Source organism: Streptomyces sp. NPDC096339 (assembly GCF_044762985.1).
Lineage (GTDB): Bacteria > Actinomycetota > Actinomycetes > Streptomycetales > Streptomycetaceae > Streptomyces.
The window spans coordinates 1-13154 of sequence record NZ_JBIWFI010000044.1 but is presented as its reverse complement, the minus strand read 5'-3'; the positions used below and the strand labels follow the sequence as shown (position 1 = coordinate 13154).

At 69.6% G+C, this 13154-nt stretch carries 11 protein-coding genes; 8 read left to right on the top strand and 3 right to left on the bottom strand.

Annotated features, from left to right (window positions below; genetic code table 11):
• Window positions 1-35: 35 nt before the first annotated feature.
• Complete coding sequence (locus ACIQ5Y_RS35285; protein ID WP_403890082.1) at window positions 36-695, top strand: CBS domain-containing protein; 660 nt, start codon at window positions 36-38, stop codon at window positions 693-695.
• An 82-nt stretch (window positions 696-777) separates the two neighbouring features.
• On the opposite strand, the gene ACIQ5Y_RS35280 is transcribed toward ACIQ5Y_RS35285, so the two are convergent.
• The gene (locus tag ACIQ5Y_RS35280) at window positions 778-2715 is read right to left on the bottom strand and encodes an amino acid transporter (RefSeq protein WP_403890079.1); all 1938 of its coding nucleotides are present in this window, start codon (window positions 2713-2715) and stop codon (window positions 778-780) included.
• A gap of 221 nt (window positions 2716-2936) precedes the next feature.
• Between ACIQ5Y_RS35280 and ACIQ5Y_RS35275 the strand changes: the two genes are divergently transcribed.
• Window positions 2937-3104 (top strand): hypothetical protein, encoded by a 168-nt coding sequence (locus tag ACIQ5Y_RS35275; protein WP_403890076.1) that lies wholly within the window; start codon window positions 2937-2939, stop codon window positions 3102-3104.
• A gap of 54 nt (window positions 3105-3158) precedes the next feature.
• On the opposite strand, the gene kdpB (ACIQ5Y_RS35270) is transcribed toward ACIQ5Y_RS35275, so the two are convergent.
• Entirely contained in the window at window positions 3159-5309 is a 2151-nt protein-coding gene (gene kdpB, locus ACIQ5Y_RS35270) for a potassium-transporting ATPase subunit KdpB (RefSeq protein WP_403890073.1), read from the bottom strand.
• 261 nt (window positions 5310-5570) lie between these two features.
• Complete coding sequence (locus tag ACIQ5Y_RS35265) at window positions 5571-7460, bottom strand: APC family permease (protein WP_403890070.1); 1890 nt, start codon at window positions 7458-7460, stop codon at window positions 5571-5573.
• A gap of 241 nt (window positions 7461-7701) precedes the next feature.
• On the opposite strand from ACIQ5Y_RS35265, the gene kdpF (ACIQ5Y_RS35260) reads away from it, so the two are divergent.
• From kdpF (ACIQ5Y_RS35260) to ACIQ5Y_RS35235, 6 genes are all read left to right on the top strand, one after another.
• A complete protein-coding gene (kdpF, locus tag ACIQ5Y_RS35260; protein WP_403890067.1) occupies window positions 7702-7791 on the top strand; it encodes a K(+)-transporting ATPase subunit F in 90 nt (29 codons plus the stop codon).
• A 65-nt stretch (window positions 7792-7856) separates the two neighbouring features.
• Window positions 7857-8165, top strand: a complete 309-nt coding sequence (locus ACIQ5Y_RS35255) for a hypothetical protein (RefSeq protein ID WP_403890064.1) — start codon at window positions 7857-7859, stop codon at window positions 8163-8165.
• Between the two features lie 240 nt (window positions 8166-8405).
• On the top strand, window positions 8406-8495 hold the full coding sequence (gene kdpF / locus ACIQ5Y_RS35250) for a K(+)-transporting ATPase subunit F (RefSeq protein ID WP_063785316.1): 90 nt from the start codon (window positions 8406-8408) through the stop codon (window positions 8493-8495).
• 5 nt (window positions 8496-8500) lie between these two features.
• Window positions 8501-10165: a potassium-transporting ATPase subunit KdpA gene (gene kdpA / locus ACIQ5Y_RS35245; protein WP_403890062.1), complete on the top strand. Its 1665-nt coding sequence runs from the start codon at window positions 8501-8503 to the stop codon at window positions 10163-10165.
• Window positions 10162-12270 (top strand): potassium-transporting ATPase subunit KdpB, encoded by a 2109-nt coding sequence (gene kdpB, locus ACIQ5Y_RS35240; protein ID WP_403890060.1) that lies wholly within the window; start codon window positions 10162-10164, stop codon window positions 12268-12270. Before kdpA ends, kdpB (ACIQ5Y_RS35240) begins: the two co-directional genes overlap by 4 nt.
• A 6-nt stretch (window positions 12271-12276) precedes the next feature.
• Window positions 12277-12996: a potassium-transporting ATPase subunit C gene (locus ACIQ5Y_RS35235; RefSeq protein WP_403890058.1), complete on the top strand. Its 720-nt coding sequence runs from the start codon at window positions 12277-12279 to the stop codon at window positions 12994-12996.
• Window positions 12997-13154 lie beyond the last annotated feature (158 nt).

Genomic DNA, 13154 nt, shown 5'->3' with positions numbered 1-13154 from the left:
CGGGCACGCCGGCCCCTCACCCCGAGGAGCTCACCATGACCTCCACCCCGTACACCGTCGCCGACGTCATGACCACCAAGGTCATCGCCGTCACCCCGTCGACCGGCTTCAAGGACATCGCCGCCGCCATGGAGCGGTGGAAGGTGACCGCCCTCCCCGTCATCGAAGGGGAGGGCCGTGTCGTCGGCGTGGTCTCCGAGGCCGACCTCCTGCCCAAGGAGGAGTTCCACGAGCACCGCCCCGGCCTGATCGAGCAGATGCGCCGCCTCGGCGACACCGCCAAGGCCGGCTCCACCGTCGCCGAGCAGCTCATGACCACCCCGGCGGTCACGATCCGTCCCGACGCCACCCTTCCCCGGGCCGCCCGCCTCATGGCCGACCGGCACGTCAAGCGGCTCCCGGTGGTCGACGCCGACGGCACCCTCACGGGCATCGTCAGCCGTGCCGACCTCCTGAAGGTCTTCCTCCGCACCGACGAGGACCTGACCGCGGAGATCCGCGAGAGCGTCGTCGAGCGCCTGTTCCCGCTCTCCCACGGCTCGGTCGAGGTCAGCGTGGACCAGGGCGTCGCCACCCTGACCGGCCCGGTCAGGGACCCGAACCTGATCTCGATGGCCGAGCGCCTCACGCACGCCGTGGAAGGCGTCGTCGACGTCCGCTGCCGGCTGCGCGCCGACAGCGGGGCCTCGCTGTGACGAGGCTTCATGGCCGGCATCAGGCCACGTCCGGGACCTGCGGGGACCGGCGGGATTCCTTGCGCTTCCCGTTCGAGAGCGGTCAGCCGGCGTGGACGTGCGGGCGGCGGGAGCGGTCGGGTTCGGCCTCGCGGATGACCTCGCGGGTGACCGGGGCGACCTCGCCCTGCCCGAAGAGGAAGAAGCGGAAGAAGTTGGCCATCGGGTTGCCCTCGGTCCACTCGAAGTAGATGTGCGGCCGCTGGCCGGTCTCGTCCCGGACGTGGAGGAGGAGCGCGGCGAGGGCGTTGGGGATGCTGGAGCTCTCCAGGGTCAGGACGCGGTAGCGGTCGTGCAGGACCTCGCCGCGCACCCGCATGCCGGATTCGAACTCGGACGCGTCCAGAACGGTGACCTCGACGAACATGACGTCGTCCTCGGACGGGATGTCGTTGTCCGCGCGGATCTGCGCCTTCTTCTGCCGGTACTCCTCCAGGTCCCGCTTATCGGGCTCGTTGGCGATGAAGCGGATCGTGCGGTTGGAGGTGTCACGGATGAACCGCTGCGCCATGTCGTCGAACTCGATGTGCGTGACGCGCAGCTCGAAGACGCGGGCGAGGCGCGACAGCAGGGACAGCGCCATGATGCCCGCGATGAAGCAGGCACCGATCTTCACACCGTCGGGGCGCTCCACGACGTTCACGGCCGTGGTGTAGATGAAGACGGCCGAGATGACGCCGAAGCCGATCGTCCAGCCGCGCTCCCCCGCCCGGCGGGCCGCGATGGTCACGGCCACGGCCGCCGAGGTGATCAGGACCAGGACGCCGGTGGCGTAGGCGCCGCCCTGCGCGTCGACGTCGGCGTCGAAGATCCAGGTCACCAGGAACGCGATCAGGGTGAACACGATGACCATCGGGCGCAGAGCGCGCGCCCAGCGCGGGGCCATGCCGTAACGGGGCAGGTAGCGCGGCATCAGGTTCAACAGCCCGGCCATCGCCGAGGCGCCCGCGAACCACAGGATGAGGATCGTGGAGATGTCGTAGACGGTGCCGAAGGCGGAGCCCAGGTACTCGTGCGCCAGGTAGGCCAGCGCACGGCCGTTGGCCTCGCCGCCCGGCTCGAACTCCGCGGCCGGGATCAGGAGGGTCGTGATGAGGCTGGAGCAGATCAGGAAGACGCTCATGATCACGGCCGCCGTGGTCAGCAGCTTCTTGGCGCCGCGGATCCGGCCGACGGGCTTCTCTTCGGTGTCCTCGGGGTCACCCTGGACGTGCGGCATGACCGCCACGCCGGTCTCGAAGCCGGACAGGCCGAGCGCGAGCTTCGGGAACACCACGAGCGCGATGGCGATCATCATGAAGACGTTGCCGTGCTCGGCGGTCAGCGCGGTCGTCCAGTCGGTGATGACCTGCGGCTCGCTGAACACGTTCCACAGTCCGACCGCCACGACGACGACGTTCAGCCCGAGATAGGTGGCCACCAGGACCACGGCGACGCCGATGGCCTCGCTGAACCCCTTCAGGAACACGCCGCCGAGCAGCGCGATCAGGATCAGGGTGATCAGCACCTCGTGGCCGTGCAGGGTGCTGGTCAGGTGCGGGTTCTCCACCATGTGCGCGGTCGCGTCGGCGGCGGAGAGGGTGATGGTGATGAGGAAGTCGGTGGCCGCGAACCCGAGCAGGGTCAGCACGAACAGCTTCCCCTTCCAGAACGACAGCAGCTTCTCGAGCATGGCGATGGATCCCTCGCCGTGCGGGCTCTCCTCGGCCACGCGCCGGTAGACGGGCAGCGCGCCGAAGAGGGTCAGCAGCACGAGCACGATGGTCGCCAGCGGCGAGAGCAGGCCGGCCGCGAGGAAGGCGATGCCGGGCTGGTAGCCGAGGGTGGAGAAGTAGTCGAGACCCGTCAGGCACATGACCCGCCACCACGGCCGGCCGTGCGGCTGGGCGGCCGTCTCCTTGGCCGCGGGCGAACTGTTCTCGGCGGTCAAGCCTTCCAGCAGCCACGCGCGCAGGCGGGACGTGCGGGCAGGGGTGGCCATCGTGGTGGGCTCCTGTCGTACGAAAAGAATCGGCCATCGACACCGACGGCTGAGCAAGCGTACGCACGCTGACCCGTTCTGCCCGTAGCTGATCGAATCCTGACGCGCTCTTAACGCGGACGACGCCACGGGTGGCCCAGCAGACGTGGTGTCCCGCCTTCAGTTCCGCCAGTTCCGCGCGGATGAGCGTGTCGAGGCGTTGCCACGCCGCAGAGGAGTCGTTGACCGCGCTCCAGACGAGGGTCGGGACCCCGGAGGCCGCGTCCAGCCCGGGCAGCGCCGCCCGCGACCTGCGCGAGCTGCAACGGATCGCCGACGCCGGGTACGACGGGGCCGGGAACGGGCTGGACCGGCTGCTGAGGGCACCGGCCGACGGACAACGACAGTGAGCTGCGGACGGGCGCCGCACCGGCGGCCCGTGTCGCCCGGTGGCCGGGGAGACGTCAGCCGAGTCCCGGGATGGTGGAGACCACCAGGTCGATGAGCTTGATGCCGACGAAGGGCAGGATCAGGCCGCCGAGGCCGTAGACGCCGAGGTTGCGGCGGAGCAGGTCGTGGGCGGAGGCCGGCTTGTAGCGGACGCCGCGCAGGGCGAGGGGGATCAGGGCCACGATGATGAGGGCGTTGAAGATGATCGCCGAGGTGATGGCGGAGGTGGGGCTGCTGAGCCCCATGATGTTGAGGGCGCCGAGGCCGGGGTAGGCGGACGCGAACATCGCGGGGATGATCGCGAAGTACTTGGCGACGTCGTTGGTGATCGAGAAGGTGGTCAGGGCTCCTCGGGTGATGAGGAGTTGCTTGCCGATCTCGACGATCTCGATGAGCTTGGTGGGGTTGGAGTCGAGGTCGACCATGTTCCCGGCCTCCTTGGCGGCCGAGGTGCCCGTGTTCATCGCCACGCCGACGTCGGCCTGCGCGAGCGCGGGGGCGTCGTTCGTTCCGTCGCCGGTCATCGCGACGAGCTTGCCGCCGGCCTGCTCCCGCTTGATGAGAGCCAGTTTGTCCTCGGGGGTGGCCTCGGCCAGGTACTCGTCCACGCCCGCCTCGGCGGCGATGGCACGGGCCGTCAGCTCGTTGTCGCCGGTCACCATGACCGTACGGATTCCCATGCTGCGCAGCTCCGCGAAGCGCTCCCGGATGCCGTCTTTGACGACGTCCTTGAGGTGGATGATCCCGAGAACGCGCGGTCCGTCCCAGTCATGGACCGCCACCAGCAGCGGGGTGCCGCCGGACGCGGACACGGAGGCCGACCACCCGACGGCCTCGGCCTGTACCGTCCCTCCGCGCGCGGCGACCCAGTCGCAGACCTGTGTCACGGCGCCCTTGCGGATGGCGCAGCCGGCTCCGTTGTCCCAGCTGAGGTTGATGCCGCTCATCCGGGTGCGGGCGCTGAACTCGGTGAAGCGGGGGTTGGCGAGTTCCTCCACGGCGACAGGCTGAAGTCCGTAGCCATGGGCGAGGGCCACGACGGAGCGGCCTTCGGGGGTCTCGTCGGCGAGGGAGGAGAGCTGGGCGGCGTCCGCGAGCTTGGTGTGGTCGGTGCCGGGGAGCGGGATGAAGGCGGCGGCTTCGCGGTTGCCGAGGGTGATGGTGCCGGTCTTGTCGAGGAGGAGGGTGTTCACGTCTCCGGCGGCCTCGACGGCGCGGCCGCTCATCGCGATGACGTTGCGCTGGACGAGCCGGTCCATGCCCGCGATGCCAATGGCGGAGAGCAGGGCTCCGATCGTGGTGGGGATGAGGGTGACGAGGAGCGCGACCAGGACGGTCGTGGACTGGGCGGCGCCCGCGTAGGCGGCCATCGGCTGGATGGCGACGACGATCAGGATGAAGATGACGGTCAGGGCGGCCAGCAGGATGTTCAGCGCGATCTCGTTCGGCGTCTTCTGCCGGGAGGCGCCTTCGACCAGGGCGATCATCCGGTCGATGAAGCTGTTGCCGGGGCGGGAGGTGACGCGTACGACGATCGAGTCGGACAGGACGGTCGTACCGCCGGTGACCGCCGTCCGGTCGCCGCCCGATTCCCGCAGCACCGGCGCCGATTCGCCGGTGACGGCCGACTCGTCGATCATCGCCGCCCCGTCGACCACGTCACCGTCGGCGGGGACCAGTTCGCCGGCTTCCACGAGGACGAAGTCGAAGGGCTGGAGCTCGGCCGGGGTGACGGCCTCGGTCCGGGCCTGCCGCAGGTTCGCCCCGTACGTCCAGTGCTCCAGCCGCAGCGCGACGGTGTCCGTACGGGCCTTGCGCAGGGATTCCGCCTGGGCGCGGCCACGGCCTTCGGCGACCGCCTCCGCCAGGTTGGCGAACAGGACCGTCAGCCACAGCCAGACGCTGATCACCCAGGTGAAGACGGACGGGTGGACGAGGGCGGAGAGGGTGGTGAGGACGGAGCCGACGGCCACGACGAACAGCACCGGCTTCTTGACCAGTTCACGCGGGTGGAGCTTGGCGACGGCGTCCTTGGCGGAAGTGGCGAGGAGCTCGGGCTCCAGCACGTTCACCTGGCCGGGGCGCTTCCGGGAGGGCCGGTTGACCGGGGTCCGCGGCGGGGTCCCGAGACCCGGGGGAACGTGCTGGGCTGCGGCGGGAGCCATGAAACGACCTTCTGGTGAGTGCGGCTGGGCACGCCCTCAACGGCCCTGGCGGGCGAGAGGCGGATGCGTGGGTGAGGAGTGTCGCCGCCGGGGGTCCTCTCCATCGACCCCCTCGGCCGTCATGTGAGTTCGAGAGACCCCCGGCGGCGCAACAGGCAGCAAGTTACTGCCCGTTGGTCGCATGATCCCCATTTCGGCAGGGGAATTGGCACCGTCTTGACGGCGGCGTACGGGGCACGTCAAACCCCCGTCAAGGGTGCGTCAGCGGGCGCCCGACGTGACGCGGAAGCGCAGTCGGCAGATCACCGCGTCGGTGTCCCGGCGGACGGCGTGGGCGACGACGGAGCCGCGCTGGTTCTGGAGCAGCCGCTGCCACAACCGGGCCGGTTCCGTCTCCGGGATGAGGACGGTGACCTGGGCGTCCGGGTGGGTCCGCGCAAGCTCGCGTACGTAGCCGGACACGGGACGTCCGAGGGACCGGGTCTCCGAGGGGAGCTCGATGAGTTCGACGCCGGGCTTCCACAACTCCCAGTCCCTGCGCAGCGCTTCGGTGGCCTGCCGGTCCTCGGGGGTGGGGTGGGTGACCGTCACGGCGAGGACCTCGTCACCGAGGGAACGCGCGGCGGTCAACGCCTGGCAGGTCAGTCGCGACAGTCCCGAAACGGGCACCACGACCAGGGAGCGGGAGCGGTGCGGGGCCACGGGGATCCGGCCGAGTTCGAGACGCTCGCCGATGTCGGCGTAGGTGCGGTGGATCTTCTCGAAGCCGAGCACGAGCAGGGGCAGGGCGACCACGATCAGCCAGGCGCCCTCGGTGAACTTGGTGGCGGTGACGACCACCGCCGAGACCCCGGTGAGCAATGCGCCGAAGCCATTGAGGGCCGCCTTCGCCTGCCGGCCGCGCGGGCGTTCGGCGTACCAGTGCCGGACCATGCCGACCTGGCAGATGGTGAAGCCGACGAACACGCCGATGGCGAAGAGCGGGACGAGGGTGTTGGTGTCCCCGCCGGAGAACACCAGAAGGGCGGCGGACACGAGCGCCAGCCAGACCACACCGTGCCGGTGGACCTGGCGGTCCGCCTTCAGTGCGAAGACGTGCGGCAGGTAGTTGTCCCGGGCGAGCAGGCTCATCAGGACCGGCAGACCGCCGAAGGAGGTGTTGGCGGCCAGCGCCAACAGCACCATGGTGGCGAACTGCACCACATAGAAGGCCGCGTTGTGGCCGAAGGACGCGTCCGCGAGCTGGGCGAGGACGGTCACGCCCTCGACGGGCTGGAGGTGGAAGCGGCCGATCAGCACCGACAGCCCGATCAGCATGACTCCGAGCAGGGCGCCGAGGGCGACCTCGGTGCGCTGGGCGCGGCGGACTGCCGGGGTCCGGAAGGACGGCACGGCATTGGCGACGGCCTCGACGCCGGTCAGGGCGGAGCAGCCGGCCGCGAAGGCCTTCAGCAGGAGCAGCGCCCCGACCGTCGTGGCGCCCTCGCCGAGCACGGAGGCGTGCCCGGCGGCGGAGGCGGTGCTGACGGGCCCGTCCCGGAAGAGACCGACGACGATCATCGCCAGGATCGAACCGACGAACAGGGCGGTCGGGACCAGGAACGCCTTGGCCGAATCGACCACACCCCGCAGATTGACGGCGGTGACCAGGACGAGGACCCCGAGGCAGATCCACACCCGCTCCCCGTACAGCCCGGGAAAGGCCGAGGTCAGCGCGGCCACACCGGCCGTGACGGAGACGGCGACGTTCAGGACGTAGTCGAGGATCAGCGAGGCCGCTGCCACCAGGCTGGTGCGCCGCCCGAGGTGGTTCCTGGCAACGGCATAGGAACCACCGCCGTCCGGGAACGCGGCGATCACCTGGCGGTACGAGGCCACCAGCACGGCCAGCAGGGCCGCGATGGCGAGCGTCACCGGGAGGGTGAAGCCCATTCCGTACGCGCCGGCCGCCGCCAGCACCAGCACGATCGACTCGGGCCCGTACGCCACGGACGCCATGGCGTCGAGTGACAGCGCGGCGAGCCCCTGCAGTGCGGTCAGCTTGTGCCGTTCCCCGGCCTCCGCCGCGGGCGTCGCCACCCCGGTATCAGGAGGCTCCTGCGTGCCGGGAGTCCGTTCCGCAGCCGCCGGCTTCCCCATGTGTATGGACATGTTCGCTGTTCCTCCATTGGACAAAGTGAGCCCAGCGTCGGGACGCCACGGCAGGACCACCAGTGCTCTTGGCGAGATCCATACGCCGGGCGGCGCGCTCTTCACGCGCTCCTGACGCCGGGGCCGGGAAGCCGTATGGGGCGCGTCAAGACCACACCGGGGTGCGTGCCTCCGCCGTCGCCCGGGGGCACGCTCGAAGTGTGGGCGGCACACGCCCGATGACTCCCGAGGAGACGTGGCGATGAACGCGGAGAACGTGGTCGGGCTCGTCATCGCCATCGCCCTGCTCGGCTATCTGGTGACCGCCCTGATCAAGCCCGAGAAGTTCTGACTCGGGATCGCCCTGTCCGGACCGGAGGCATCACATGTCCGGGTTCCGCTTCCACGACCGGGCCGGTGGGCCTGCTGCGACTGCGCGGCTGCCGCTTCCAGTACGGCTCGCTGACGGGCCGGCTGCCCCGGATGGAGCACGACGGCGGGCTGTGGCTCCGCCGTGGGGACCGGATCACGGAGTACACGGCCTGGCCGCCGGAGGGTGAGACCGAGCTGAGGGTCTTCGGCGGCGGGCACTACTACGGCCGATACCTCATCGAACCGGTCCCGGGCCGTCCCCTGCCCCCCGAGGAGGCCCGCCGGGTGGCGGTCGCGCCGGCCGCCCAGGCCGGTGCCGCCCTGGACACCGCAGGCCTCCCCCACCAGGCCTGACGCGCCCGTCGCCCGCCTCTCGCGTCAGGGTCCCGTTAAGAGTTCCGCTGCGTCCGTATGGACCCCGTCAAGGCGTCTTAACGCCGGGCTGAAGACACGGTTATGTCGACCTCGGCCGTCTTGGCCGATTCCCATCTTCCACTTCTTCCAGGAGCTCACGGTGGCCGATCTGGCCTTCGTCGTCACCACGATCGCGGTCTTCGCGCTGGTGGCTCTCATCGCCCGAGGGGTGACCAAGCTGTGAACGCCGAAAACATCGTCGGCCTCATCGTGGCCGTCGCCCTGCTCGGATACCTCGTCCTCGCCCTCGTCAAGCCGGAGAGGTTCTAGCACCGATGAGTCCCGTTCTCGCTGGTGTGCTCCAGCTCCTCGCACTGATCGCCGCACTCGCGCTGGCCTACCGCCCCCTGGGCGACTACATGGCCCGCGTCTACTCCTCCGAGAAGCACTACAAACCGGAGAAGTGGATCTACAAGGCCATCGGCGCCAACCCGACCGCGGAAATGCGCTGGCCCGCCTACCTGCGCGGCGTCCTCGCCTTCTCGGCCGTGAGCGTCCTCTTCCTCTACGGCCTCCAGCGCGCCCAGGGCATCCTGCCCGGCTCGCTCGGCTTCCAGGCCATCGACCCGGACCAGGCCTTCAACACCGCCGCCTCCTTCGTGGCGAACACGAACTGGCAGTCGTACTACGGCGAGCAGGCCATGGGCCACGTCGTACAGACCGGCGGCCTGGCGGTGCAGAACTTCGTCTCGGCCGCGGTCGGCATGGCCGTCGCCGTCGCGCTCGTGCGGGGCTTCGCCCGCTCGCGTACCGGTGAGCTCGGCAACTTCTGGGCAGACCTGGTCCGCGGCACCGTCCGCATCCTCCTGCCCATCGCCGTGATCGGCGCGATCGTGCTGGTCGCGTGCGGCGCGATCCAGAACTTCGCCGGGATCCACGAGGTCGGCCAGTTCATGGGCGGCAGCCAGCAGTGGAACGGCGGCGCGGTCGCATCGCAGGAGGTCATCAAGGAGCTCGGGACGAACGGCGGCGGTTACTTCAACGCCAACTCGTCCCACCCCTTCGAGAACCCGACCCCGTTCACGAACCTCTTCGAGATCTTCCTGATCCTCGTCATCCCCTTCGCGCTGACCCGCACCTTCGGCCGCATGGTCGGGAACCTGCGCCAGGGCTACGCGATCCTCGCGACGATGGCGATCATCTGGCTCGGTTTCACCGCGCTGATGATGTGGACGGAGTTCGCGGGCAAGGGCCCGGCTTTCGATGTCGCGGGCGGTGCGATGGAGGGCAAGGAGACCCGCTTCGGGATCGGCGCCTCCGCGATCTTCTCCGTCGCCACCACGCTGACCTCGACCGGTGCGGTCAACTCCTTCCACTCCTCCTTCACCGGCTTCGGCGGCGGCATCCAGCTGCTGGGCATGCAGCTCGGTGAGATCGCTCCCGGCGGTGTCGGTTCCGGCCTCTACGGCATGCTGATCATGGCGATCATCGCGGTGTTCATCGCCGGTCTGATGGTCGGCCGTACGCCCGAGTACCTGGGCAAGAAGATCGGCACCCGCGAGATCAAGCTCGCCGCCTGCTACATCCTGATCACCCCGGCCCTGGTGCTGTGCTTCACCGCCGCAGCGATGGCGCTGCCCACCCCGCCGCACTCGATGCTCAACTCCGGCGCGCACGGCTTCTCCGAGGTCCTGTACGCCTACACCTCGGGCGCCAACAACAACGGCTCCGCCTTCGCGGGCCTGAACGCCGACACGCAGTGGTTCAACAGCACCATCGGCATCGCGATGCTGCTGGGCCGGTTCATGCCCATGGTGTTCGTGCTCGCGCTGGCCGGCTCGCTCGCCGAGCAGAAGCCCGTCCCCGAGACGGCAGGGACCCTGCGTACCGACAAGCCGCTCTACGCGGGCCTGCTCGTCGGCACGATCCTCATCATCACCGGACTGACCTACTTCCCGGCCCTCGCGCTGGGACCGCTCGCCGAAGGGCTCGCATCATGAGCACCGCCACACCCACCAGGGCTCCGCACCAGCACGTGCCCACCGGCCATGAGCCGGGCGGCGCCGGACGGGTCGGCGGCGGCCTGTTCGACCCGAAGCAGCTGCTCAAGTCCTTCCCGGACGCGGTCCGCAAGCTCGACCCCCGCGTCATGATCAAGTCCCCGGTCATGTTCGTGGTCCTGATCGGCTCGGTCGTCACGACCGTGCTGGCGCTGAAGGACCCGACGGACTGGTTCGGCTGGGCCATCACCGCCTGGCTGTGGCTGACCACGATCTTCGCCAACCTCGCCGAGGCCGTGGCCGAGGGCCGCGGCAAAGCGCAGGCCGACACCCTGCGCAAGGCCAAGACCGACTCCGTCGCCCGCCGCCTGACCAAGGACGGCCTCGGCGAGGAGTCCGTACCCGGCACCGAGCTGCGTATCGGCGACCTGGTGGTCTGCGAGGCCGGCGACGTCATCCCCGGCGACGGCGACGTCGTCGAGGGCGTCGCGTCCGTGGACGAGTCCGCCATCACGGGCGAGTCCGCGCCGGTCATCCGCGAGTCCGGCGGCGACCGCAGCGCGGTCACCGGCGGCACCAAGGTCCTCTCCGACCGGATCGTCATCAAGATCACCACCAAGCCCGGCGAGACCTTCATCGACCGCATGATCGCCCTGGTGGAGGGCGCGGCGCGGCAGAAGACGCCCAACGAGATCGCGCTGAACATCCTCCTCGCGTCCCTCACGATCGTCTTCCTGCTGGCCGTGGTCACGCTCCAGCCGTTCGCGATCTACGCGGGCGCCAAGCAGTCCATGATCGTGCTCACGGCGCTGCTGGTCTGCCTGATCCCGACCACCATCGGAGCCCTGCTCTCCGCGATCGGCATCGCGGGCATGGACCGCCTGGTCCAGCGCAACGTCCTGGCCATGTCCGGGCGCGCCGTCGAGGCCGCCGGTGACGTGTCGACGCTCCTGCTCGACAAGACGGGCACCATCACCCTCGGCAACCGCCAGGCCTCCGAGTTCGTGCCCGTCAAGGGCACCACCGAGGCCGAGCTCGCCGACGCCGCCCAGCTGTCCTCGCTGGCCGACGAGACCCCTGAGGGCCGCTCCATCGTCGTCCTGGCGAAGGAGAAGTACGGGCTGCGCGAACGCCACCAGGGCGAACTCGCCCACGCCGACTGGATCGAGTTCACCGCCCAGACCCGCATGTCGGGCGTGGACGTGGACGGAAGGCAGACCCGCAAGGGCGCCGCCGGATCCGTCATCACCTGGGTCAAGGAACAGGGCGGAGAGGTCACCGACGAGGCGGGCTCGCTCGCCGACTCGATCTCGCAGGCCGGCGGCACCCCGCTGCTGGTCGCCGTCCACGACGAGAAGGGCGCCCGCGTCCTCGGTGTCATCCACCTCAAGGACGTCGTCAAGGAGGGCATGCGCGAGCGGTTCGACGAACTGCGCCGCATGGGCATCAAGACCGTCATGATCACCGGTGACAACCCGCTCACCGCCAAGGCCATCGCCGAAGAGGCGGGCGTCGACGACTTCCTCGCGGAAGCCACGCCCGAGGACAAGATGGCCCTCATCAAGCGGGAGCAGGCCGGCGGCAAGCTCGTCGCGATGACCGGCGACGGAACGAACGACGCCCCCGCGCTCGCGCAGGCGGATGTCGGCGTGGCGATGAACACGGGCACCTCGGCCGCCAAGGAGGCCGGGAACATGGTCGACCTCGACTCCAACCCCACCAAGCTCATCGAGATCGTCGAGATCGGCAAGCAACTCCTCATCACCCGAGGAGCCCTCACGACCTTCTCCATCGCCAACGACGTCGCCAAGTACTTCGCGATCATCCCGGCCATGTTCGCCGTGGTCTACCCGGGCCTGGACAAGCTCAACATCATGGGGCTGGCCTCGCCCGAGTCCGCGATCCTGTCCGCCGTCATCTTCAACGCGCTGATCATCATCGCGCTCGTACCGCTCGCCCTCAAGGGCGTGCAGTACCGGCCGACCAGCGCCGACAAGATGCTCCGCCGCAACCTCGGCCTGTATGGCGTGGGCGGTCTCATCGCCCCGTTCATCGGCATCAAGATCATCGACCTGCTCATCTCCCTCATCCCCGGAATCGGCTGATCTGCGATGAACAACTCTGTAGGCAACACGGCGCGCCTGATCGGCGCAGGCCTGCGGGCCCTGCTCGTCCTGACGGTCATCTGCGGGGTCATCTACCCCCTCGCCGTCACCGGCATCGCCCAGGCCCTGTTCAACGACAAGGCCAACGGCTCCGAGATCAAGGACAAGAGCGGCCAGGTCGCCGGATCCTCCCTCATCGGGCAGAGCTACAACCTCCCGAAGCAGAACCCCGACGACGCCGAAGAGGCCGCCAAGCCGGACCTCAAGTGGTTCCAGCCGCGCCCCTCCAACGGCCTGGGCAGCAACAGCGTCAACACCCAGTACTCCCTCATCCTGTCCGGTGCCACGAACCGCTCGGCCGACAACGGCGCCGTCAACGGCCAGTGCACCAAGGACGCCGAGGAGGGCACCCTCTGCGCCCAGGTCGTCGCCGCCAAGGAAGCCGTCATCGCGGACAACTCCACGGCCTGCTACACGGTCAAGCCGGAGGACGTGCCGGCCGACGCCGTCACCTCCTCCGGCTCCGGCCTCGACCCGAACATCTCGCCCGAGTACGCCAAGCTCCAGGTGCACCGGGTCGCCGAGCAGAACAAGCTCGACGTGAAGCAGGTCGAGAGGCTCGTCGAGCAGAACACCGCGGGCCGCACGCTGGGCTTCATGGGCGAGCCCCGTGTCAACGTCCTCGAACTCAACATCGCTCTCAAGGCCCTGACCAGCAAGAGCTGATGCTCCACATCGCACGGCCCGGGAGCCGGGGGGGGGGGGGCCCCGCCCGCCCCCCCCCCCCCCCCCCCGGGCCCGGCCCCCCCCCAACCCCCCCCCCCCACAACCCCGGGGGGGGGGTGGGGGGACAATCCCCCCCCCGACCCCCCCCCCACAAAAAA

Excerpts from the sequence above, each read along its gene's own strand:
- kdpF (WP_403890067.1), top strand. The coding sequence starts at position 7,702 with ATGAACGCGGAGAACGTGGTCGGGCTCGTCATCGCCATCGCCCTGCTC.
- ACIQ5Y_RS35280 (WP_403890079.1), bottom strand. The coding sequence starts at position 2,715 with ATGGCCACCCCTGCCCGCACGTCCCGCCTGCGCGCGTGGCTGCTGGAA.
- kdpA (WP_403890062.1), top strand. The coding sequence starts at position 8,501 with ATGAGTCCCGTTCTCGCTGGTGTGCTCCAGCTCCTCGCACTGATCGCC.
- ACIQ5Y_RS35235 (WP_403890058.1), top strand. The coding sequence starts at position 12,277 with ATGAACAACTCTGTAGGCAACACGGCGCGCCTGATCGGCGCAGGCCTG.
- ACIQ5Y_RS35265 (WP_403890070.1), bottom strand. The coding sequence starts at position 7,460 with ATGTCCATACACATGGGGAAGCCGGCGGCTGCGGAACGGACTCCCGGC.
- ACIQ5Y_RS35285 (WP_403890082.1), top strand. The coding sequence starts at position 36 with ATGACCTCCACCCCGTACACCGTCGCCGACGTCATGACCACCAAGGTC.
- kdpB (WP_403890060.1), top strand. The coding sequence starts at position 10,162 with ATGAGCACCGCCACACCCACCAGGGCTCCGCACCAGCACGTGCCCACC.
- kdpB (WP_403890073.1), bottom strand. The coding sequence starts at position 5,309 with ATGGCTCCCGCCGCAGCCCAGCACGTTCCCCCGGGTCTCGGGACCCCG.